18 protein-coding genes and 1 tRNA gene are annotated in these 23,169 nt (G+C 52.8%); 7 read left to right on the forward strand and 12 right to left on the reverse strand.

Going from position 1 to position 23,169, the window contains the following annotated elements; all coding sequences use genetic code 11:
- Positions 1 to 47: 47 nt before the first annotated feature.
- The 5 genes from E4L36_RS10880 to E4L36_RS10900 form a co-directional block, all read right to left on the reverse strand.
- A complete protein-coding gene (locus tag E4L36_RS10880) occupies positions 48 to 299 on the reverse strand; it encodes a TIGR03643 family protein (protein WP_136680628.1) in 252 nt (83 codons plus the stop codon).
- Positions 300 to 401: 102 nt separating this feature from the next.
- Positions 402 to 2,555, reverse strand: a complete 2,154-nt coding sequence (locus E4L36_RS10885) for a TRAP transporter permease (protein WP_136680629.1) — start codon at positions 2,553 to 2,555, stop codon at positions 402 to 404.
- 100 nt (positions 2,556 to 2,655) lie between these two features.
- The gene (locus tag E4L36_RS10890; RefSeq protein ID WP_136680630.1) at positions 2,656 to 3,687 is read right to left on the reverse strand and encodes a TAXI family TRAP transporter solute-binding subunit; all 1,032 of its coding nucleotides are present in this window, start codon (positions 3,685 to 3,687) and stop codon (positions 2,656 to 2,658) included.
- Positions 3,688 to 4,027: 340 nt separating this feature from the next.
- Positions 4,028 to 5,416: a sigma-54 dependent transcriptional regulator gene (locus E4L36_RS10895; protein ID WP_136680631.1), complete on the reverse strand. Its 1,389-nt coding sequence runs from the start codon at positions 5,414 to 5,416 to the stop codon at positions 4,028 to 4,030.
- A complete protein-coding gene (locus E4L36_RS10900; protein ID WP_169051527.1) occupies positions 5,413 to 7,506 on the reverse strand; it encodes an ATP-binding protein in 2,094 nt (697 codons plus the stop codon). Before E4L36_RS10900 ends, E4L36_RS10895 begins: the two co-directional genes overlap by 4 nt.
- A 158-nt stretch (positions 7,507 to 7,664) precedes the next feature.
- Between E4L36_RS10900 and E4L36_RS10905 the strand changes: the two genes are divergently transcribed.
- Positions 7,665 to 8,762, forward strand: a complete 1,098-nt coding sequence (locus E4L36_RS10905) for a GGDEF domain-containing protein (protein WP_136680633.1) — start codon at positions 7,665 to 7,667, stop codon at positions 8,760 to 8,762.
- Between the two features lie 6 nt (positions 8,763 to 8,768).
- On the opposite strand, the gene E4L36_RS10910 is transcribed toward E4L36_RS10905, so the two are convergent.
- The 5 genes from E4L36_RS10910 to E4L36_RS10930 all read right to left on the reverse strand — a co-directional run bounded on the left by E4L36_RS10910 (position 8,769) and on the right by E4L36_RS10930 (position 13,326).
- Complete coding sequence (locus E4L36_RS10910) at positions 8,769 to 9,545, reverse strand: ABC transporter substrate-binding protein (RefSeq protein ID WP_136680634.1); 777 nt, start codon at positions 9,543 to 9,545, stop codon at positions 8,769 to 8,771.
- Between the two features lie 162 nt (positions 9,546 to 9,707).
- Positions 9,708 to 9,783: transfer RNA gene (locus E4L36_RS10915), tRNA-Phe, on the reverse strand.
- A gap of 59 nt (positions 9,784 to 9,842) precedes the next feature.
- Positions 9,843 to 10,115 (reverse strand): oxidative damage protection protein, encoded by a 273-nt coding sequence (locus E4L36_RS10920; protein WP_127693490.1) that lies wholly within the window; start codon positions 10,113 to 10,115, stop codon positions 9,843 to 9,845.
- Positions 10,116 to 10,131: 16 nt separating this feature from the next.
- Positions 10,132 to 11,184, reverse strand: coding sequence for an A/G-specific adenine glycosylase (gene mutY / locus E4L36_RS10925; protein WP_136680635.1), 1,053 nt, complete (start codon positions 11,182 to 11,184; stop codon positions 10,132 to 10,134).
- 3 nt (positions 11,185 to 11,187) lie between these two features.
- Positions 11,188 to 13,326 (reverse strand): AsmA family protein, encoded by a 2,139-nt coding sequence (locus tag E4L36_RS10930; protein WP_136680636.1) that lies wholly within the window; start codon positions 13,324 to 13,326, stop codon positions 11,188 to 11,190.
- Between the two features lie 194 nt (positions 13,327 to 13,520).
- On the opposite strand from E4L36_RS10930, the gene hisB reads away from it, so the two are divergent.
- The 6 genes from hisB (at position 13,521) to E4L36_RS10960 (ending at position 20,837) form a co-directional block, all read left to right on the forward strand.
- Positions 13,521 to 14,114, forward strand: coding sequence for an imidazoleglycerol-phosphate dehydratase HisB (gene hisB / locus E4L36_RS10935; RefSeq protein ID WP_127693493.1), 594 nt, complete (start codon positions 13,521 to 13,523; stop codon positions 14,112 to 14,114).
- The gene (hisH, locus tag E4L36_RS10940; RefSeq protein ID WP_136680637.1) at positions 14,115 to 14,759 is read left to right on the forward strand and encodes an imidazole glycerol phosphate synthase subunit HisH; all 645 of its coding nucleotides are present in this window, start codon (positions 14,115 to 14,117) and stop codon (positions 14,757 to 14,759) included.
- Between the two features lie 38 nt (positions 14,760 to 14,797).
- Complete coding sequence (gene hisF / locus E4L36_RS10945) at positions 14,798 to 15,571, forward strand: imidazole glycerol phosphate synthase subunit HisF (RefSeq protein WP_136680638.1); 774 nt, start codon at positions 14,798 to 14,800, stop codon at positions 15,569 to 15,571.
- Between the two features lie 132 nt (positions 15,572 to 15,703).
- Complete coding sequence (locus E4L36_RS10950) at positions 15,704 to 16,717, forward strand: efflux RND transporter periplasmic adaptor subunit (protein WP_136680639.1); 1,014 nt, start codon at positions 15,704 to 15,706, stop codon at positions 16,715 to 16,717.
- A complete protein-coding gene (locus tag E4L36_RS10955) occupies positions 16,717 to 19,803 on the forward strand; it encodes an efflux RND transporter permease subunit (RefSeq protein ID WP_136680640.1) in 3,087 nt (1,028 codons plus the stop codon). Before E4L36_RS10950 ends, E4L36_RS10955 begins: the two co-directional genes overlap by 1 nt.
- A gap of 86 nt (positions 19,804 to 19,889) precedes the next feature.
- Positions 19,890 to 20,837 (forward strand): ornithine cyclodeaminase family protein, encoded by a 948-nt coding sequence (locus E4L36_RS10960; protein ID WP_136680641.1) that lies wholly within the window; start codon positions 19,890 to 19,892, stop codon positions 20,835 to 20,837.
- On the opposite strand, the gene E4L36_RS10965 is transcribed toward E4L36_RS10960, so the two are convergent.
- Both E4L36_RS10965 and E4L36_RS10970 read right to left on the reverse strand, forming a co-directional pair.
- Positions 20,826 to 22,472 carry an EAL domain-containing protein gene (locus E4L36_RS10965; protein WP_136680642.1) on the reverse strand — a complete coding sequence of 549 codons (1,647 nt, stop codon included), beginning with the start codon at positions 22,470 to 22,472 and terminating at the stop codon, positions 20,826 to 20,828. The two genes, E4L36_RS10960 and E4L36_RS10965, sit on opposite strands and share 12 nt — an antisense overlap.
- Before the next feature lie 96 nt (positions 22,473 to 22,568).
- Positions 22,569 to 23,168: an indolepyruvate oxidoreductase subunit beta gene (locus E4L36_RS10970; protein ID WP_136680643.1), complete on the reverse strand. Its 600-nt coding sequence runs from the start codon at positions 23,166 to 23,168 to the stop codon at positions 22,569 to 22,571.
- Position 23,169: the final 1 nt, after the last annotated feature.

The raw sequence follows: 23,169 nt of genomic DNA on the forward strand, positions 1-23,169 counted from the left end.
CGCATATGCACCACAGCGCCGGCGATAAAAACCTTAGAACAATTGGGTTAGCGCTGCTTATATTGGCCCGGTGCATAGCCGCGAATGACGGCCGCCGGTCTGCGCTGCTGATGCTTGGTTGCGCGCCCAGAAACGCGGCGGCGCCACAAACGGAAGCTACTCGGCTTTAAGCTACGCTGCATCAGCCGGATAACCTCAGGTTCCGACAAGCCAAACTGAGTTTCAATGGCCTCGAAAGGGGTTCGATCCTCCCAAGCCATCTCGATAATACGCGACTGGTCAGCGGCATTGTGCATCATGTGATCTCCTAGTTAGCGTTGCCTTTACGTACCCCGCTACGTTTCGGTTTTCATCGACACAAAAAAACCCGCCTAAGGCGGGTTTTGGCCAATCTAAAGTGCTTACGCGGTCGCTGCAGCAGGGCCTTGTTTACGGCTGTAGATAAACAGCGCAATGAACACCGCAAGGCCTGCAAAATCAAGCCACAACATAGCGTGGGGCCACAGCATCGCCACACCGGCAGCACCAGATAACAGACGCAAAGCGATATTTAATTCGCTCTCTAGGTAGCCTTCCATAAAGCCAACCAGTGCATAGATACCAAAGACCGCAAAGAAGAAGATACGTAACACCTCTTCAGTGCTACCGCCGATAAAGTTTGTGTAGGCAAACAGTAGCGGTACGATATACAAGCCTTTCGCCACCTTCCACGCCGTAAAACCTGTCGCCATGGGCGGTGTTTTCGCAATGGCAGCGGCAGCAAATGCCGTTAAGCACACCGGTGGGGTGACATTACTATCTTGAGATAACCAAAAGATGATCATGTGGGCTGCTAGCAGAATCATAGCCAACTGTTCAGGTGCAATGGCTTGCTCTAAAAGTTGGCCCTTAAAGTCACCCGGCACCAATGCCAACAGTTGCTGCGCGTCCACCTCGCTCATCGGCGCTGCTAACAGAGCGGCTTTCTCGGCATCGACGAGGAGGAAAATCGTCCGTGCCACCTCGGGCAGCGTGCCATTCACCATCATCTCGATCACTTGCATTTCGGCGATCAAGTTGTAAAGCGCCGGAGCAGACAGTGTTGCCAACACGATGTAGGCGGCGGTCACCGGTAGCCCCATGCCTAAAATCAGCGACGCGAGCGCGACCAGTACAAGCGTAATCAGCAAGCTTCCATTGGCCCATTCAGCCACCATCAGCGAGAAGGTGTTACCAATACCGGTCATCGCGACCACATTGATCACCAGCCCCACGGCTATCAACAGCATCGCCGTGGTCGCCATGTTTTTTGAGCCTTGGGCTAGGGCATCCAAGATATCGCGCACGCCCATCGGGTGCTTAGAGAGCCAAGATGCCGCCACCACTGAAATAATCGCGATACCCGCAGCATACGTAGGCGTAAAGCCGTAAATAAGCAACGCCACCAACACCACCAACGGCAACAGGTAGTGCCAGCCGTCTTTCAATACTTCGCCAATCGGTCGTGTATCCAGTTCCACCGCTTCGGCATGGCTGCGCATCGCCTCCACACGGACAAAGAAACCCACTGATAAGAAGTACAACAACGCAGGGAGCGCCGCCACTGCGATCACATCCACGTAAGGTACCTGTGTGTAAGACGCCATAATAAACGCACCAGCGCCCATCACGGGAGGCATCAACTGCCCACCGGTGGATGCAGCCGCTTCAACACCGGCTGAGAAACGCGCGGGAAAGCCTGCACGGCGCATCAATGGAATGGTGATAACGCCTGTCGATACCGTATTGGCCACCGAAGAGCCTGATACCGAACCCATCAAGCCAGAGCCCAGTACCGCCACAAAGCCCGGCCCGCCAACGAAGCGGCCTGCCGCACAGCGTGAAAGCTCGATAATGAAATCACCGGCGCCGGACTTCACCAAAAAGGCACCGAACAGAATAAACATGAACACGTAGGTCCACGAAATGCGCGCAATTGAGCCAAACATACCTTCAGACGAGAAATAGCTGCGGTACAGCACGGTCTCTAAGCTGAGGCCCGGGAAGTTGAAGATTCCGCCCAGATACTGCCCCCACCAAAATACGTAAGTTAGCGCCGTAAGAATCATCAAGGGGATAAACCAACCGGTGGTGCGGCGGGCCATCTCGAGTGAAATAAAGATTGCCGCAATCGAGGCGACCCAATCGGTAGGTATATATTTCACACCACGGTCATAGAGCGCATCTTCGAAGCCAATCAAATAGAGCGTGCAGATGATCGCTGCCACGCCGAGCAATACATCCAAAAGCAGCGCTACGCGCCGGCCTGCAACACTTTGGCTGTCAAAGGCTGGCACCATCAGTGCACACAAGAGTGCAAAGCCGCCAAAGTGGATCGCCGAAACCCACAGCTCTGGTAGTGTTCCCAGCGTATTAAAATAGATATGCGCCAGCGCAAACAGGACGCCGGCCCAATAGATGCTCCGCCCCACAAAAGACTGCTCAGGGCGCTGGATCAGCTCAAGGTTCTTTAATTTATCCGCCGTTTCCTGATCAGGATCCAGCGACTTATCTGCAACTGATGCACTCGCACTCATAGCAAAATCATTCCGTCAGTTGTGGTCTCAATCGATATTGCCAGCTAGGGCAACCAAGAGGTCAGAGGCGCCTAAATAAGCGCCTCTGAGGTGCGGCGTATTACTTATCCGCAATCAGATGAGCAGGAATTTCGATACCTTGCTCTTGGTAGTAGCGTGCAGCACCTGGGTGCAGCGGTACTGGCAAACCGGCGATCGCCTTTTCAATAGACATCGCTTTGGTCGCTTTGTGGATACCATTCAGGAATGGGAGGTTCTCGTACACCACCTTCGTCAGGCGATATACGTCATCTTCAGACACATCATCACGCACCGCAAGGAAGTTTGGCTGCGCCATGGTGTTGATCGCCTTGGTCTGCCCAGGATAGCTGTTCGCTGGGATCACATAACGCGTCCATAGATCATATTCACCGTTCGCTTCTTTGATCTGTTCATCCGTGAAGCTCAACATCGTGATGTCATTGCCCATCGCGGCGTAAGCGCGCGTGACAGCCGATGTCGGGATACCCGATGGAATGTTCATACCGGAGATCGTGCCGTTTTGTAGTGCATCAGCCGATGGGCCATAGCCAAGATGCGCCAGTGACATCTTGCTGGTATCAATGCCAAGGTTACCCAAAATCGTTTGCGTAGCCCCTTCCGTACCGGAGTTTTTCTTACCGATAGAGAACTTCTCATCACCGAAGTCAGCTAAGTCTTTTACCGTGCCGCTCTTAGCCAGATCACTTTTCACGATGAACTGTTCAACGTTCTGCCACAGCATCGTCACTGAACGGAGGTGTTTTTGCGGGCCAGATTGAGCAATTTTACCTTCACCGCTCCATGCCCATGCGCCGTAAACACCCATCAAGATCGCAAACTGCGCTTCGTTTTCACGCAGTAGCTTAACGTTTTCGCCTGAACCTGCAGAGTTGATCGCCGACAACGACATCTTGTATTTAGGCTCTAGCTTCACTTTGGTAAGCGTCGCTAGCGCAACACCAACGGGGTAATAAGTGCCACCTGTTGTGGCCGTTGCCATGATGTAAGAGCGCTTATCTTCGGCGTGTGCCAGTGTTGTTAGGCTCATTGCGGACGCGACTGCCGCTGCAATACCGGCTTTCTTTAACAGGTTACGTTTGCTGATTTTCATAGATGCATTCCTATCGTGCAGACATTGTTATTGTTTTACCTACGTGGGTATAGCAAACGAAATGCCAACCTAGAAAAAACCGTAACTCTTTGTTTTTATTTGCTTAAAATTTTATAAAAACAACCATTGCCAGCACGGTCGGCACTTTTTTGCTGATAACTATCGCTTTGGATAAGCAAAAAATTGCCGATTACCGGGTCAAGTTCAGCACATCACCCCTGTCACGCCGCTCGCACAACTGCCAAGATGCAACTTTTGTCGTATAAGAAAAGCCGGTAATGCGCTCACCACGGGGTAAAAATCATCGCTCAGCCGCTATAGGCCGTTTTTTGCCGACCGGCTAATCACTCTGCGTTTCACGTTCAGCGTCACTCAGGAAATCGCTACGGTTAAGGTCATACTTCGCCATCTTTTGGTTCAGGGTACGCCGCGGTAAATCAAGCATATCCATCACCGCTTTGATGTTGCCCTGATGTGTCATCAAAGCATGTTGAATCACCGCACTCTCAAAATTAGCTACTTGCACAGCTAATGGCAGCGAGGTGTCTACAAAGCGTTCGTGGGTCAGTTCTCCCTGCTGCGGATATAGCAGTTGAGCCGCACTTTGCTCGCCATCTAACGCATAACGTACCGCGATATTTTTCAGCTCACGCACGTTGCCCGGCCAGCGATACTGTTGGATAGTCCGCACATCTTGGCCGCTGATACGGCGCGGTTCACGGCTGTGTTGCGTTGCGGCTAGGCGCGCATAGTGCTCAAACAGCAGCGGAATATCTTCGGTACGCTCGCGCAGCGGCGGCAGATACAGCGTTGAAACGTTCAAGCGATAGAAAAGGTCTTGGCGGAAATTATCGTCGATGCTCAGGTCAGCCTTCGATGCGGCCACGATACGCAGATCAACAGGGATCTGCTGGTTTGACCCTAAGCGCTCGATAACACCCTCTTGCAAGGTACGTAGTAGCTTGATCTGTAGGTGGTGCGGCATACTTTCGATCTCATCAAGCAGCAAAGTGCCGCCATCAGCATATTCAAACTTGCCAATCCGCTTTGCCGTTGCACCTGTAAATGCGCCCGACTCATGACCAAACAGCTCACTCTCAATCAAAGATTCGGGAATCGCACCGCAATTTAACGCCACAAACGGCTTCTTTTGGCGCTTGCTGAACTCATGCAGGCACTGCGCCACCAGCTCTTTGCCGGTGCCCGTTTCACCATAGATGATGACATTCGTATCCAGCTCAGCGCACTTGAGTAGATCAGAGCGCAGCTTTTGCAGCGACGGCGAAATACCGATCAGGCGCGTGTCCAGCCCACTCTGTGTGGCTAAATTCTGTTGCAAACGCACATTCTCTAACATCAATTGGCGCTTTTCACAGGCACGGTGCACCGCCTCAGCCAGCCGCTCAGGCACAAAGGGTTTCTCGATAAAATCATAAGCGCCATCGCGTACAGCCTTGATCGCCATATCCACATCACCGTGGCCGGTGATCAAGATCACGGGCAGATTGGGTATCCGCGCCTGTGCTTGTGCCATCAGCTCCAAACCATCGATATCGGGCATCATCACATCAGAGACAAGGATACCGCCAAACTCCGTGCTTAAATGGCTAAGCGCCTCATGAGCAGTGCTACAGCAGGTGACAGCAAAGCCGCTCATGGTTAGCCACTGCTCGGTGGATTGACGAATGAGTGGGTCATCATCAACTAATAACACTTCGCCTCGAATCACTCTGGACGCTCCTTAATCAGTGGCAGTAACAAGGTAAAACAGGCACCGCCCTCAGGACGATTGCTCGCCTGAATGGTGCCATCTAAATCCCGCACGATCGTGCGCACAATCGATAACCCAAGGCCGAGGCCTTCACCCATCTTTTTCGTGGTGTAAAAGGGTTCAAACAGTTGGCTGGGGTCCGCAAGGCCGCAGCCATTATCTTGCAGGCTAAAGCGGCCCATATCGCTATCAGCGGTTAGCGTGAGCACAAGGCGCGGTGCTGCCACCTCAGCAACCGCATCACAGGCATTGGTGATCAAGTTTGTCAGGACCTGCTCGATACGAGCATTATCGGCGGCAACATAGATCGGCTCCGTTGGCCGCTCGTACACCACGTCGATCTGCTGCTGGCGAAATGTTTCAGCAAAGAGTTGCAGCACCGGATCGAGTGCGGTCACCAGATCGAGCGTAATCAGTTGCTCAGGTTTTTTGAACGCAAAGGTTTTTAGTTGACGAGTCATCTGCGCCATACGCCCAGTCAGATCATCGATAAGATCTAGGTTCTGCCCCAGTTGCACCGTCTCTTCTCGGGCGATTAATGCACGGCTGATAGCGATGTAGGTGCGCAGCGCAGTCAGCGGCTGATTTAACTCATGCACTAGCGCCGATGACATACGCCCCAGCGCAGCCATTTTCTCAGCTTGCACCAACTCAGATTGGGCTTCTTCGAGTGCACGGGTACGCTCTTTTACCTTATGCTCGAGCTGATCATTGGCGCGCTGCAGTGCCTTTTCAGCTCGCTTTCGCGGTGTAATATCGATCACCGTTACCAAATACGTAGCGTTCACCCCTTGCTCCATCGGCTTTAAGGAAAACAGCATCGGAAAGGTACGGCCATCTTGGCGCAACGCGACTGATTCCAGGGCCGTGATCGGTGTAAAGCTGGCGCTCGGGAGGGAGACTAACGCTGCACGTAGGCTCTGCTGCTCAGGCTGATCTGCGATGAGCGCGGTAATCGGCTGCTGCAACAGCTGCGACATCTCCGCACCAAATTGCTGGCGCGCCATCGGGTTGATAAAGGTGATACGTCCTTGCGCATCCAGCGTGATCATGCCCACTTGAGTGGTATTGATAATACGTCTTTGCTGGCGGGCGTTGCGCTCCAGCGCTTGACGGGTTTCTTGTCGGGAAAGGTTTTTTAGGTGGCGTTCACGCAGATACAGCAATAGTAAAAGCAGCGCCACTGAACCACCCAAGCCATAGAGCACCGCGGTGCGCCCCACCCGCTGCGCGGTGGAAATATCGCTCAGCACCGTGACTCGCCAGCCTAAATCGTCCAGCAATACGCTTTGGCTCAATACTCGCTGGCCATCGGGTAGATAGCGTAACTCAACGGTACTGCCATCACTGAGTTGTTGCACCTGAGCCGCTTTCAATACCTCAGCCATCGGGCGTTGCTGCCATTTGGTTTGGCTGGCGAGCAGAATTTTATCCTGCAAGCTCAACAAGTAGTCACGTACTTGAGGCAGATCAGGGCGTAGCTGGCTCAGATCAACCCGCACCGTAGCAGCTCCAGCAAAGTTCCCCGCAGCATAGACCGGAGCTGAGAGATAAAACGCCCCCCGAAAGGGCCCTTCTGGAATCGCAATATAGAGGCCCTGATCTCCCTTTAGTGCCTGCTGAAAGTAGGGGCTGGCACTATGGGAAACTTGGTAGAAGTCTTGCTGCTCGCGCCAGTTACTGAACGCCACCGGCCACCCTTCACGATTCAATACAAACTGAGCGGTTGAGCCAGCAACAAGATTCGTTTGCTCCAGAAAACGACTGACCGTTTCAACCTGGTTAGGTGTCTGAGCCTTGAGGAGTGTATGTACATCTTTATTCTGGGAGATCAAAAACGGCAGGTACCTAAAACGCGCCAGCAACAGGCGAATCTCACTGACAGTATCTAACAGGCGATCTTCACCCTCTGTTTTCAGCTGCCGCATCGACCAGTCGCGCGCGTATTGCCCTAGCTGCCATGTGCCCGCCAACGAGAGCATAACAACAACAAGCAAGAGTGGAACAAAGCGGCTCGACTTCGACATTTCGATGGCATCTACCTGCACAAAAAACGCCATTCTAAAGCAAGCGATTGGGTTTAATAAAACTAATCGCACGCAAACCAGCGTATTTAGGGACTCTGTATTACACTGAAAGTGATCAAAAGATGATCACTTGTAAAATATAGAAGCCGCCTAGTCTGCTCAGAAGGAGACGCTAGTCCATGCCTGTTACCGCTCGTCGCACTGCTGATCTCGTCGCACGACGTATCCTGCGTACAGGTTTTCAGTGGGTCAGTCTTACGACGCTGATCAGCTTACTCATTGTGGCGTTCTTTTTTCTGCGCACGCCCCAAATTGCAGCGCCTGCGTACCATTTTTCTTATGCGGCGGTCACCCTGTGCATATTAGCGGCTGCGCTATTTCGTTACCCGCGGTCCCTAACGCTTCACTTAGATACATGGGACCTTAGCGCCCTTGCGTTAGCGGGTGCCTGGGCCTGTGCTGCGCTATCGGTTTACTACTGCACGAACAATGAAAACACGGCTCAGAAACTGCTACTGGTGGGATTTTTTGTTTTCATGCTGGGGTTCTATTCACGCATCGGGCTATTACTAACAACCCTGACAGCGCTCTTCGCAACCTATGCATTTTTGATGGTCCATGGTACCGACGCACCACTACTTGCCATGTTGATCTCGCTATCCGTCTTTCCGGTGTTGCTGGCATTCTTTCTCGTTACCATACGTAAGCGACTTGTTATTGGTGAACGACGTTACGTGGAAAATCTGCGCCTTGTACGCCAGCTCGAGGCCATCACACGCACGGATGAGTTGACCGGTCTGTTAAACCGTAAAGGATTTAATGAGGCGCTGGGCAACGCGCTCAACCACGTTGAGCGTTTTGGTGAGCCCCTAAGCTTGGTCATTATCGACATCGATTTCTTCAAACACTATAACGACGCACTTGGCCACCCCGCCGGAGACAAATGCCTCACTCAGGTTGCCAGCCTGCTACAAAACGCAACCAAGCGCGCTATTGATGTTACCGCCCGACTCGGCGGAGAGGAGTTTGCTCTCGTACTACCGGGCAGCGATATCGAGCGAGCTGCACAGTTAGCAGAGCAGATTCGCAGTGCTGTGAATGGTGCGAATATCCTACACCCCCAGTCCCCCATCGCTATGCATGTGACGGCCAGCTATGGATGCGCCCAACTGCATGAAGGGGATGATGGCGAAGCGCTATATCGCAACGCAGATAAAGCGCTGTATTTCGCCAAACAGAACGGCAGGAACCGCGTGCAGTGCTTCGCGTATCAATAACAGGATTTAATCAGCCGCGACATAGCGGTCGATAATAGCCTCCACCTCACCGCTCTGCCACATCTGTTCAAGCGCCTGATTCAGCGCATCGATCAACTGCTCACGATCATCAATCGGCGCGGCTTTCGATAACATCAGATACGCGGGGCGGGCAGGATGCAAGGGTTGCTCAAGCATAAGCAACTCATCTTGGCGGCGCATCTTATGCGCTGCATACCAGATCGCCTCTTCGCCTCCGATAAAGGCTTCCACACGGCCATTCATCAACATACCAAGACCGCTATAGGTATCCGAAGCTTCCTGCACATCAACCTTGCCACTTACGCGCGCGGCATCAAATTGAGGATTAACTGAATAGCCCAACTGCAAGCCGATACGACGCCCATGAAGGTCAGTTAGCTGCTCGAAGGGAAAGGGAGCGCTCTTACACACGAATACCTTAAATTTGCTGTAGTGCAGCGGCTTGGCCAGAAAATCAGCAAACCGTTCACGCTCGGGTGTACGATAGCCCGCAAAAAGGCCATCTGCGCTGCCACTCTCAACCATCGACAGCGCGCGCTTCCAAGGTAAGCACTCCAGCGTTACGGGCCGTCCGATACGGGCAAATAGGCGCTTAATGATCGCTTGGTCAGCACCTTTTACTTCACCATCTTCACACCAGCTAAAGGGCCTAAAGTCCATTAGCGTCAACAGGTGCAGCGGGCGCGCATCGGCATTTCCTACAACGCCTGCAGCCGCCGTAGAAACCAATAAAAGTAGTATGCAGCAATAGCGAACGAGCATACGTGCCTCATATTAAGTGGAGCGATTGGGTTCTTTAAGCATTACTCGGGAATGGCAGATTGCAAGCATTGCAACTTGAGAAGGATTCACGGACAACAGTAGCTTAACGCTAAAAACAAGAAAGCCCCGCGATTAGCGAGGCTTCTAAAAAGAGTTCTTGAATGGTGCCCAGAGGCGGAATCGAACCACCGACACGGGGATTTTCAATCCCCTGCTCTACCGACTGAGCTATCTGGGCAACTCAAGAGGCGCGTATTAAACCCCATCCTACGAATGAGGTCAAGCACCTTTTCGCAATTAATTTTTCGGCGGTACGTAACCTTCAACCTGAGTGAGTTCGCCACCATCCATGAATTTCTCCATCTCCTCCTGCAAGAAGGTGCGCGTCGCGGGATCCATCAGGCTCATGTGTTTTTCATTGATGATCATCGTTTGGTGGTCCAACCACGCTTGCCATGCTTTTTTAGAGACCGTTTCGAAGATCTCCTGACCTTTCGGACCTGGGTACGGCGGTTTGTCCAACCCTTCCAGCTCAGTTTGGTATTTACGGCACATCACTGTACGGCTCATGGTGTTCTTCTCCAGATTAATCATTGCTGCGGGCATATGTTTCCAGCAAGCGCTTTACAGGCGCCGCCAACCCAACATTCTGCGGTTGCTGTATGTTATACCAGAGTGATGGCGCAGCTTCCATGACACGATCTGTAGGGGTATTTAGCACAACCCTCACTGGGGTGATATCTAAATGGAAATGGCTAAAGGTGTGGCGCAATGGCTCAAGCACCTCAACTGCATCTAGATCAAGCGGCAAACCGAGCGCCGCATCGCTGTCGCGCAGGTCATCCACCTGCGGTAAACACCACAATCCACCCCATAAACCCGTTGGCGGCCGCTGTTGCAATAATGTGTGGCCTTGGGCGTTTTGCAGCAACAGCATGTAGGTTTTGCGCTCGGGTATCGCTTTGCGTGGTTTGGGATGAGGGTAATGCGCAGGATCACCCTGTTTTAATGCCTCACAGTCGCTTTGCAGCGGGCATAACAGACAGCTAGGTTTAGAGCGCGTGCATAGCGTTGCACCAAGGTCCATCATCGCTTGCGTGTAATCACCCACACGCTTATGCGGTGTATTTTGCTCGGCATAGTGCCATAACGCTTTCTGATTTGCCGTGGTACCCGGCCAACCTTCCAGCGCATAGAAACGGGCTAAAACACGCTTGACGTTTCCGTCTAGTATTGCGGCGCGTTTACCGGTAGAGATAGATAGCACGGCCCCTGCAGTCGAGCGGCCAATGCCGGGCAAGGCCTCAAGGCCGTCAACGGTATCTGGAAACACGCCGCCCAGCTCATAAGCCACCTGTTGAGCCGCTTTATGCAGATTGCGCGCACGTGCGTAGTATCCAAGCCCCGTCCAGAGGTGTAAGACCTCATCGGTATCGGCATCGGCTAGGCTTTCCACGGTGGGAAAGCGCGCCATAAAGCGCTCATAATAAGGGATAACTGTCTTTACCTGCGTTTGCTGCAGCATAATTTCGGAAATCCACGTGTTGTAGGCTGTTTTACGCTGCTGCCAAGGAAGATTGTGGCGGCCGTGTTGGTCAAACCACTCCAACACGGCGTCATGGAATTGTGAGGGTGTCATTAACTACTTAAATAGGCCTTTTAACAGCCCTTTTACCTTCTCGTTGTCTTTAAGTTTCTCTTCCAGCTTCTCTTTAAGCTTATCTTCCGCTTTCTCTTTAACTGAGTTACGCACGATATCTTTGATCACTGAAAGATCGGGTTTACATAGCTGTGCAGGGGGCGTATCAAACGCGCCTTTACAATCTACTGGCCACTCAATCCCTTGAATTTTGTTGTTCACCGAGCAACTCTTCTTGAAGAGATTCTCTTGAATTAGCAGCCCTAAGCGATAATCAATAAGCGCGCTGGGCAGATTCACAGAGCCGCGCCCCGTTGCTTCGATCGCATCTAAACTGACTTTGAGGTCTTTGTTACTCACCACGCCGTTGCGGATATTGAACTGGCCACCCATCTTCGCAAAGGGCGTTGATTGGTCCACCTGCCCCGCCGCTTGCAGTGAACCCAGCGCCGTCAGATTATTCATTGTTTGGCACATCTGCTGCGCCATATCGATCCCTTTCACCACGCCGTTGCTCAGCGCGACATTGGCCGTACCATTGAGGGTGTTAACAAAGCTATGCACTGATTGGCCACTCATGCGCACATCAGAGCGTGTTTCCAGCGTCCCGGTAATGGGCGCATCGCCCGTCAAGGTAGTTAGCATCTGCTCCAGATCTAGGCCTTTGACCGATTTAACACTATGAATCGTCAGCGGTTTCTTACGCGCATCCAGCGTAATCCGATTGCTCACTTGTCCACCAAACACAGCAGCATTGATACGTGGCGCTTTCACTAACCCGTTAGCAGCGTCGATCGCCACATCCACATTGCTCAGCTGTAACTTATCGTGTTGAACCTTGGCAAACTTCAGTTGCACATCCATGTTCAGTGCCTGCAGCGGCGCAAGGGGAATAACCTCGGCTTTTGAGTAACGTTCGCCACTCTTTTGCTGGCTGTTTGCTTGTGCGTCAGCGGGAGAGTCGCTGGCCGCTTGAGGCGGCAAGTAATCTGTCAGATTAATCGCATCACCCTTAAGATCGGCAAAGATACGCCCTGATTCCGTGGCAAAACCCGCGGTACCTTTAAGCGTGGTGTTATCCACAACAATTTGTAGATCTTTAGCATTGATGCGCGCAATATCGCCTTCTAAGCGTGTGGATAAACTAATCTTTTGCAGTACATCCCCCGCCGTTTCAAGCTCAGCTTGCCCTAAGCTTTTCAGCAGCGGATTTAACGCAAAGGGTGCTACAGCGAGCTCTCCTGTCAGCGCCATCTTTTCAAGGTCGGTTACCGCCACTTGGCCAGTCACGTTGAGATCACCCACCGAAAGCTTGAGAGGGTTAACACTCACTGCGCCTTTGGCCATATCGGCACTCAGATCAAACGCCGTTTCAGCGGTAAGGTTTTGTGCGCCTGACAACTCAGTTACGGCATTAAAACCGCGTAGTTGATAGCTCTGAGCTGCCAAATCAAAACGCAACTCACCTTGCGTCTCCAGTCCGATATTGAGCGGTTGCTCCGCGCCCTGTTGCGCCACCTGCATCGCTAGCGTGACGGGGATAAACTGGTTATTTTGGATACGCCCTGTTGTTAGGTTGATCTGCTTAGCTTCAAAACGTTGGCCAGACTGGGCATCTTGGTAGACCACTACGCCATTTGAGACGGTCACACTCTCGATGTCGATCTCAGCAGGCAACGCAGCAGTTTGTGGCTCTGCTGATTCAGTTTTAGGTGTTTTTTCTGTTTCAGGCGTTTTAGCTTGCGCTGGAAGGTTTTTCCCCTGCCAGTTAACCTGCCCCGCTTTATCGCGATTCAGATACAGCTGCAAACCATCAATCGACACGGCGCTCATCTGAACTTTGCCAGAGAGCAGCGGCTGCAGTTGCACGGCAACATTGGCGCTCACTAACTGCGCCAAGGTATCACGTTCAGCGAAACCGGCTTTTATATCACTCACCGACAAACCCAAACGCGGGAAAACCGACCAACCGATATCGCCCAAAATCTCTAGTTCAACACCCGCTTGATCACGTGCTGCCTGTTGAATCTCTTGCTTGTAATCATTTGGGTCTACTAATAAGCCAAGTGCTACACCTGCAGCGACCACGAGCACAACCAAAACAGCAACAATACCAACCAACCCTTTGAGCAGTTTTCCCATACCAAACTCCTTTATTCGATCATCCTATGACGATGCTTCGTAGTGTATTAGGGTGCCCAAGGGATGTGAACCACAGGTTAAGGCACGCACCAGCCCGTGCTTAAGTTCTACATCGCACAGCGCTGTTGTGCGGTGCATCCTTAAGCGGCTCGCTATATAATAGCTTTTTTACCTCAGTATCAGTGGAGAACAGCATGTCTGAGCGCATCGCAGAAGTGTATCGCGAAACTCTGGAAACGCAGATTAAGATTAAAATTAATCTCGACGGCACCGGCCAATTCAGTGCCGATACTGGCGTGCCATTTCTAGAGCATATGATGGACCAGATCGCTCGACATGGCCTAATCGACCTCGATATCGAAGCCAATGGCGACATCTATATTGATGACCACCATACCGTTGAAGATATCGGCATCACGCTCGGCCAAGCGTTCCACAAAGCCGTGGGCGATAAAAAAGGTATTCGTCGTTATGGCCACGCTTATGTGCCACTAGATGAAGCACTCTCGCGTGTTGTGATCGATTTCTCGGGCCGCCCAGGGCTGGACTTTAAGTGCGACTTCACGCGCGCCACGATTGGCCGCTTGGATACACAACTATTTTGGGAGTTTTTCCAAGGCTTCGTGAACCACGCAGGCGTGACGCTGCATATCGATAACATCAAAGGCTTCAACGCGCACCACCAGGCCGAGACGATTTTCAAAGCCTTTGGCCGTGCACTGCGCATGGCACTCGAACATGACGAGCGCGCGGCTGGCATGATGCCATCCACAAAAGGAGTGCTGTAAATGAGCAGCATCGCTGTTATCGATTATGGCATGGGCAACTTACACTCCGTTGCTAAAGCCCTAGAACACGTTGAACCTAATGTCCGAGTACAAGTTACCAACGACCCTAAAGTCGTTGCCGAGGCCGACCGTGTTCTGCTACCAGGCGTTGGCGCGATTCGCGACTGCATGGCTGAAATCTACCGCCAAGATGTGGACAAAGAGGTCGCTGAAGCGATCCGCTCTGGCCGCCCCTTTTTAGGCATCTGTGTTGGCTTTCAAGCGTTGATGAGCCACTCGCAAGAGAACGGTGGGGTTGATTGCCTCAATGAGTTTGATGGCCAAGTGAAATTCTTCGGCAACGACCTGCAAGAAGCAGGGGAGCGCTTGAAAGTCCCTCACATGGGTTGGAATGAAGTACAACAAAGCATCGATCACCCACTTTGGCACAACCTCGATGAGGGTAGCCGCTTCTACTTTGTCCACAGCTACTACGTAAAGTTGGCGCAAGCAGCACAAGTCGCTGGCCGCTGCCACTACGGCGTGGACTTTGACGTCGCGCTGGCACATAAAAATGTCTTTGGCGTGCAGTTCCACCCGGAGAAAAGCCATACAGTGGGCTTACAGCTGCTGAAAAACTTCCTCAATTGGGATGGACAGTTCTAGTCCTTAATTGTTCTGCAACGCTATAACGGAGAATTTAGATGGCATTAGCAAAACGCATCATCCCATGCTTGGACGTGGAGAACGGCCGCGTTGTGAAAGGGGTGCAATTTGTTGATATACGCGATGCTGGTGACCCTGTAGAGGTTGCCAAGCGCTACGACGAGCAAGGCGCAGACGAGATCACCTTCTTAGATATCACGGCCACGCACGAAGGGCGCGACACCATGGTACAGACGGTGGAGCGCATGGCATCGCAAGTGTTTATTCCGCTTACCGTCGGTGGCGGTATCCGCACCTGTGACGATATCCGTACCATGCTGAATGCTGGCGCCGATAAAGTATCGATCAACAGCGCAGCGGTCTTCAATCCTGATTTCGTACGCGAAGCCGCTGAGCGCTTTGGCTCCCAGTGTATCGTCGTGGCGATTGATGCCAAGCGCGTCTCCGCAAAAGAAGAGCCCGGACGCTGGGAGATCTTTACCCATGGTGGCCGTAAGCCAACGGGGATTGACGCGATTGAATGGGCACGCAAGATGGTAGACCTTGGCGCGGGCGAAATTTTGCTGACATCCATGGATCAAGACGGTGTGAAGAACGGCTACGACATCGGCCTGACGCGTGCGATCTCTGAGGCAGTTAACGTTCCGGTCATCGCATCGGGCGGGGTGGGAAATTTAGACCATCTGGTTGAAGGCTGCATCGAAGGGAAAGCCGATGCCGTGCTAGCGGCATCCATTTTTCACTTCAACGAATACAGCATTCCTGAAGCCAAACGCTACATGCAAGAGCGCGGTATCGAAGTTCGCCTGTAAGTCGTTACCAAGCAATAAAAAAGGAGAGCTTAGCTCTCCTTTTTTATTGTTCAACATTTATCCGCATGGTTACTGGAAGTGTCACTAAACTTTAGTATCATCCTCTTTCACATCAGAGAAAGGACTACCGTGATGAGCCGCTTTACCATTGCCGCGCTATTGGGATTATTGATGAGTCAGTCGTTGCACGCGGCAAGCCTTGTCGAGATAGAAGCATGGCACGCCGTTGCTGAACCAGTGAGCGATAGTGCTCCAGCGGAGGTGGTAAATGACTATCTCATCACCATCAGAGCCGAGCGCAACGGGCGTTTAACGGCAGCCCTACCGCAAGTGGGCGATATCGTTGCAAAAGCAGACGAACTCACCCAGATAGAGTGCACGCCGGCAAAACTGCGCCTAACGGAATATCAGCAGCGTTTACGGAGCCTGCAAAGTGAGCGCCGCTTGGCTCAGCAACAGCTCAACAGAACCAAACAGCTAAAACGCAGTGGCAGCACCTCGCAAGAGCAATTGAATGAACGTGAGGCGCGTTTCCAATCGTTGAGTGCACAAGTCAGCGAGCAACAAGCGCGTATTGCCCAAGCCGAATTTGATCTCAGCCGCTGTGCAGTAACGGCGCCCTTTAACGGGGTTATCACCCGCGTAATGAACCAACTAGGCGGTTATGTCGTCGCGGGAACGCCACTGTTGGAAGTACTCGACCCCACCAAAGCCGAGTTAAGCGCAGCACTAAGCCGCGAGCAACTTGCCACCTTGCAAGATGCAGAGGCGGTTTTCTTCCAACTTGGTGATACCCAATATCCCGTCAAGATTCGCCAAACCGTGCCGCTGATCCAGCGCAGCGCGCGCACCCAAGAGATACGCTTAACCTTTACCCAGCAACCGGCCACCAGCGGAGCAACAGGCGAATTAGTTTGGCAGCTAACAACGCGCGCCTTACCCGCGCATTTGCTGGTTAGCCGCAGCAAACAGCTCGGTGTCATGATCGCAAACAACGACCGAGCTGAGTTTCTGCCTTTGCCAAATGCCCGCGAAGGCCAGCGCACGATCATCGATTTACCCGCAGACACATACGTTATTGTCGCGGGGCAACATGGTCTGGAGGATGGCGCTGCCATCACTGTTAAGCAGCTGGAGTCACGCTAATGTGGTCACGCCTACTGACCAACCATGTGTTGGCGAACTTGACCTTTGTATTGGTGCTTGCCATTGGCATCATCGCGTATCAAATGCTGCCACGCCAACAAGACCCCACGATTAACTTTAACTGGATCAGTATCGTTACGGCGCTACCGGGTGCTAGTGCCAGCGATGTCGAACGCCGCGTAACTGATCCACTAGAGCAGGCGGTTCAGGGGATTTCCGACATTCGTTTCGTCTCATCCAACAGCCGCGAAGGCATCTCAAGCCTGCTTATCCGCTTTAACGATATTGACGAGCGCACCTTCGACAAACACTTGAGTGCAATCCGCCGCGAGATACAAAACGCCGAAGATGAACTCCCCGAACAAGCCAGTGATCCATTTATCTTAGAGATCACCTCAGCCAACGCCTTCCCAAGCGTCATGGTGGCCGTAACAGGCCCGGCTCGGGATGAGAATCTACGCCGCCAAGCGGTGAATATCGAAAACGATCTTGAGCGCATCAAAGGGGTCGATCGCGTCGATGCCATCGCATTAGATGACCCGGAAATTCACATCAACTTGGATCTGCCGCAGCTGGAACGCCTCGGCATCAATCCAGCACAGGTGTCGGATGCCGTGGCGCAATGGTTTAGGGATATCTCTGCCGGTAGCGTCAATGTTGGCGACCAAAGCTGGCTCGTGCGCCTGGTTGGCCGCAGTGAACAGCCCGATACCATCAAAGCTTTGCCACTCACCACCCAAGTGGGTGAGATTCGACTTGAGCGTATTGCCGATGTCGTGCGCGCCAGAGAGCAAGCGGCGCAACTCGCCACGGTGAATGGCCAACCCGCCGTGCTGATGGCTGTAATGAAGAAAGACAGCGCAAATACGCTTTCACTTGTGGAGCGGGTTGAAACCTACGTAGCAGACCGCAATGCGCTCACTGCAGAGACGGGAGTGCACCTCTCCTTGGTGGACGATCAAACCGTGCCGACCCGAGAAGCGATCAATCTTATGCAGAACAATGCCGCCATCGGGCTACTGTTGGTGTTGCTGGTCGCGTGGCTGTTCTTAGGTTTTCGCATCGCCCTACTCACAGCCATCGGGATCCCCTTTATTTTGGCAGGCACCTTCTGGGTACTCTGGATGATGGGTGAAACCCTCAATGTTGTGGTGCTATTGGGTGTCGTCATAGTGCTAGGGATGCTGGTAGATGATGCTGTCGTGGTTGTTGAGGCGATCTACTATCGCTTGCAACATGGCGAAGCACCGCTAGCCGCAGCAGTGAATGCCCTACATGAAGTTGCTCAGCCTGTTTTGAGCGCGGTCTTAACAACGATGGCAGCATTTCTACCGTTGATGTTATTACCGGGTATTCTTGGCGACTTTATGCGCGTCATTCCCATGGTTGTCACACTGGCGTTGGCGATCTCGCTGCTCGAAGCGTTCTGGATGCTGCCGGCCCACGTTGTCGTCGCCAACGTCAATGTCACCCAACCCAAACGCTCCCAACAGCTGCGTGAGCGGATGACAGCAAAAATTCAACGTACCTACCTACGTCTGCTGCTGCGCAGCTTGCGCCGTCCTGTGCTCACGCTCATGGGAATAGGGGTGTTAGTCGTCAGCACCGGAGGATTGATCGCCTCAGGGCAGATCAAGATGGACTTCTTTGCCTCAGACCCGCTGCGTCTATTTTATGTCAACGTGGAGATGCCACCCGACTATCCGCTGGAAAAAACCCAAGCCAAAGTGATCGAAGTAGAGGCGATTGTTAAGCGCCACCTAGCGCCCGATGAAGCTCGTGCCGTGGCCACTTATGCCGGCCAGATGTTCACCGAGACAGAGCCCTTCTTCGGCAACCAATACGGGCAAATTTTAGTCGGCTTAAACCCGAAAACGCCCGAAAGCCGTGATGTGGATGCCGTGATGGATAGTATGCGAGATGCGGTACAGCAAGTGGCTGGGCCACTGCGCATCTCATTTTTGCGTATGGCAGGCGGGCCACCCGTTTCTAAGCCAATTAGCGTCAAGGTGCGCGGCGACAACTATGCTGAGATTCGACGCGCCGCAAACGACCTCCAAGCCATCCTCGCCACACAGCCCGATATACGGGATATAGGCGATGATGCCGGCGCCGGTCGTATGACGTTAACGGTCAAACCCAATTACAGCGCTATCACGACCGCAGGTTTACAGCCCAGTGATGTAATGCGCACTGTGCAGCTGTTGGTGGATGGCGAAGTGGTTGCGGATATGCAATCGCAGGGCAAAAAGCTCGAGATTCGTGTGCGCGCTAACTCTCGAGATTATGCCAATATCGATGATCTATTGAAGTTCCGTATTCCTGATAACCAAGGTGCTTTGATCCCGCTATCAGCGCTAGTCGATGCCAGCTACGCGAAGAGTTTAGGAAATATTCGCCACTATAACTTCCGCCGCGCTATCACCGTGGAGGCGGATCTCGTCGAGGGCGGTATGGATACTGTACAAGCAAACGCGTGGCTAGTGGCACAGTGGGAAGAAAAGCTGCAAGCCAGTTACCCTAACATTAACCTCGATTTCTCTGGCGAGCTGGATGATATCCAAGAAAGCATGGACTCGATTGCCGTGCTGTTTCTATTTGGATTGGGCTTGATGTATCTGATTTTGGGCACGCAATTTTCCAGCTACTGGCAGCCCTTTATGATCATTGCAACGGTGCCGATGGCCTTTACCGGCGTCGTACTGGGTTTATGGCTCACAGGTAACCCTTTGAGCCTTTACACACTTTACGGTGTTGTGGCGCTTGCGGGTATCGCCGTCAATGCCGCTATCGTGCTGATCTCTGCCGCCAATCAGCGCTTGGCGGCTGGTATGAGTGTCTTACATGCAACGCTTTATGCTGCTCGGCGCCGTGTTATCCCTATTTTGATCACCTCGCTAACCACGATTGCTGGCCTTTTCTCTCTCGCGACGGGGTTGGGCGGTAAGTCGTTGATCTGGGGGCCGGTTGCCACCTCTATCGTTTGTGGATTGGCGTTTTCTACACTGCTGACGCTCTTTGTTGTTCCGCTGCTCTATCGACTGTTTATGAGCCGAAAACATAAGAAAAGCGTACCAATGGTATAGCCGCGCGGAGCAAATGCGCTCTCGCGCTGTCTGCTGAAGGGAGCTTGCGCTTTTAAGTACTTATCGTGTCGTAGAGGAGAGTATCGATGCGCGTGATTGACGCACCACACATCAACGCAACACTGACGTTTGACACCCTGATTCCAGCCTTGCGTCATGCCTTTGAGAGTGAATTCGGGATGCCCCAGCGCAGCCTCTTCCATTTACCAAATGGCACCGATCAAGCAGACTCCTTTGCCCTGTTACCTGCTTGGAATGATGCCGTCATCGGCGTCAAAGCGTTCACCCATTTTCCAAATAACGCGGCGCTTGGACATGACATTTTAGCCTCTAAAGTGCTGCTGTTTTCACGCGATACTGGCGCGCCATTAGCGGTGGTCGATGGTACCGAGCTGACTTTGTGGCGCACAGCAGCCACCTCTGCGCTAGCTGCGGACTACCTTGCCCGCGCTCACTGCCGCAGCCTGTTGCTGTTTGGCACGGGGCGCCTCGCCCCCTTTATGGCACGCGCGCACGCGGCGGTGCGCCCTAGTATCGAAGTCATCTATGTCGCGGGCCGTAGTGAAGATAAAACCGCCAAAACCGTTGCTGATATAAAGGCGCACCTGCCCCATTGCGATGTCATCAGCATCGAGAATCCAGCACAGATAGTGCCGGAAGTTGATCTTATCAGCTGCGCCACAGGCTCGCCGACACCCCTGTTTAGCTATGCGGATATCCGCGCAGGTGTACATATCGATCTGGTGGGCAACCATCATCGTGATCGCCGTGAGTGCGACTCAGCCACGGTTGCTACGGCACAGGTTTTTGTTGATAGCCGCCTGAACGTACTAAATGAAGCCGGAGAGCTGTTAATTCCGCTGCAGGAGGGAGAGATTACCGAGGCCCATGTACTGGGCGAACTGGCCGACCTGTGCCGCGGTAAAATCGAGGGCCGCACCGAGCACAACGATATCACGCTGTTTAAATCGGTCGGTAGTGCACTATCCGATCTTGCTGCAGCGTATCTGGTGTACCAAGCATCAACCGCTTGATGTGTCAGCGCGAAGATGGGTATTGAGCAGCGCCTCCGCGGTCATGGGGTAACCGTGATGCCAGCCTTGCTGAAGATCAACACCCATGGTGCGGAGCTGTTGATCCTGCTCTGCCGTCTCCACTCCTTCGGCGACGGTGGTCAGGTTAAGCTGACGCGCTAAGGTGAGAATCGTTTTGAGAACATCAGCATTGACGGCATCCGTTCCCATCGCGGCGATAAAGCTCTTATCCGCTTTTAGGATATCCACAGGAAGCTCACGCAAGTAGCTTAAGCCGCAATAACCGGTGCCGAAGTCGTCGATGGCAATCCGCACGCCAGCCGCTTTCAACTGCTGTAGGGACTGACGAATCAGGTCCGATGAGAGCGCCAACATATGACCTTCGGTAATCTCCAGCACCAGCCCCGGTATCTTCTGCTTATACGCAATGAAGCGCTCGATGGAGCGGCGATCGATCAGGTGCTGCGCGCTGATATTAACGTGCACCCAAAGCTCAGGGAGCTCGGCTAACACGGGTGCCAACTCCTCTGCACACTGCTCTAGCTGCAAGGCCGTCATCTGTTTAACAAGCCCGGTACTTTCAGCCTCCGGTATAAAGGTAACCGGACTTTTTAGGCCCTCACTTGGATGGAGCCACCTCACCAACACCTCCACACCAACTAACTGACCTGTCTCAGAGCATCGTAAAGGCTGATAAAGGTTAAAGAACTCACGCTGTTGAATGGCATGTTTTAGCTGATGAGCGGGATTCAGAATATAACGCTGTAGTAGTATCGAAAGCGCGAGGAAAAACAGGAAGACACCACTACCCGCCAAGAACCACATCGGCTGTACTGTCACTAAATTGGTGTACAACACATTCGATTCATCGCTCACAACCACACTGAGATGCGGTAATGTCAGCAACGGCGCAAAGTGGATAACCTGCTCTCGGCCGTTATCAAATATACCCTCGAATGTATGGATCCCATCGACGGGAAACAGCTTCTCTTTGGAGTTGAGCGGTAAGGTGTAATCGCCATTTAGCACGATGGGCACACCGGTATCACTATCGATTAGCGCGATAAACCCAAGATTACTAGTGCGGTTACGAATCTGCTCGCGTAACCAACTGACCCGCAACAGCGCGTTGATCTCGCCTTGATCGCGGATGGTGCGGGCTAATACAAACGCGGGCTGGCGCATAAACTCAACCACCAACGGGCCGAGAAAGCGCAGGCCATACTGCTGCGGCGCTTTCGATACCTTGAGCGGCTGATCCAACTGCTCCCAACTGGTGCAATCAAGCTCCCCTGTCGGGTTAACAAAGCCTAGCTCGACCACTTGCGATAACGAAAAGAGGGTCGAGCGCATTTGAAACAAGACCTCATCATCACAGCGGCCAGCAAAGCGCTCCAAACCAATCAGTTGCTGATTAATCTCACTAAAGTTTTGGTCGATCCATTGGGCGGTGACTTCAGCGCGTGATTGCAAGCCGTGCAAACGCTCAGCTTTGCTCTCTTTGATTTGATCAAAAAGAAAAGCGGCGCCGATGATAAAAGTCATCGTCAGACTGAAGATAGCTGGTACCACATACTCTTTGAGCCGGCCCAGCTCGCGAAGCCCGCTAGGGCGTGACAAAGGCTGATTGGTCAAGCGAACTCCTTATCGATTGGACATCCAGCCAATAACTGGCAGTTGCGCAATGTGTCAATAAGCCAACACTATAACGGGACTAAGCGGAATTCAATGCTAAGCCGCCACTTCTGCCGCGCTATGCCCTGCCTGATACGCTTGGTCATTGAGCGCAAGTAAACGCTCACCTTTCGATTGGAAGCGCCCCAACAATGCCTGTTTTAAGCTGGTTTCATTCAAGCGCAAATGCGGTGCAATCGCGCCGAGCATGATGGAATTCACCAAACGACGGTCACCCAACTCGATCGCCATTTGTCCAGCATCAAAGCTGATCACATTCACAGGCGAGTCACGCAGCTGCTGTTCCGGCGCCTCGGGATAATCGAATAGTCCAATCGATACGACCGGTGGGCTTTGCGGATAGCTGTTTACCATGACCGTCGCCCCCGGACGCATATGGCTCACCCAACGCAGCGCTTCTGCTGGCTCAAAGGCCAACATAATGTCGGCTTCTCCGGGAGTGATGGCAGGTGACAGCACCTGTTTGCCAATCCGCACATGGGATGTCACCACACCGCCACGTTGCGCCATGCCAGCAACCTCAGTTTTTTTGACATCTAAACCCTCTGCAATGGCCGCATGAGCGATGATATCTGCGGCGGTCATGACCCCCTGCCCGCCTATCCCAACTACAAGAATATTGAAAACACCAGACATC

Origin of the sequence: Neptunomonas sp. XY-337 (genome assembly GCF_004959845.1) — a bacterium.
In the GTDB taxonomy this organism is placed as follows: domain Bacteria; phylum Pseudomonadota; class Gammaproteobacteria; order Pseudomonadales; family Balneatricaceae; genus Neptunomonas; species Neptunomonas marina.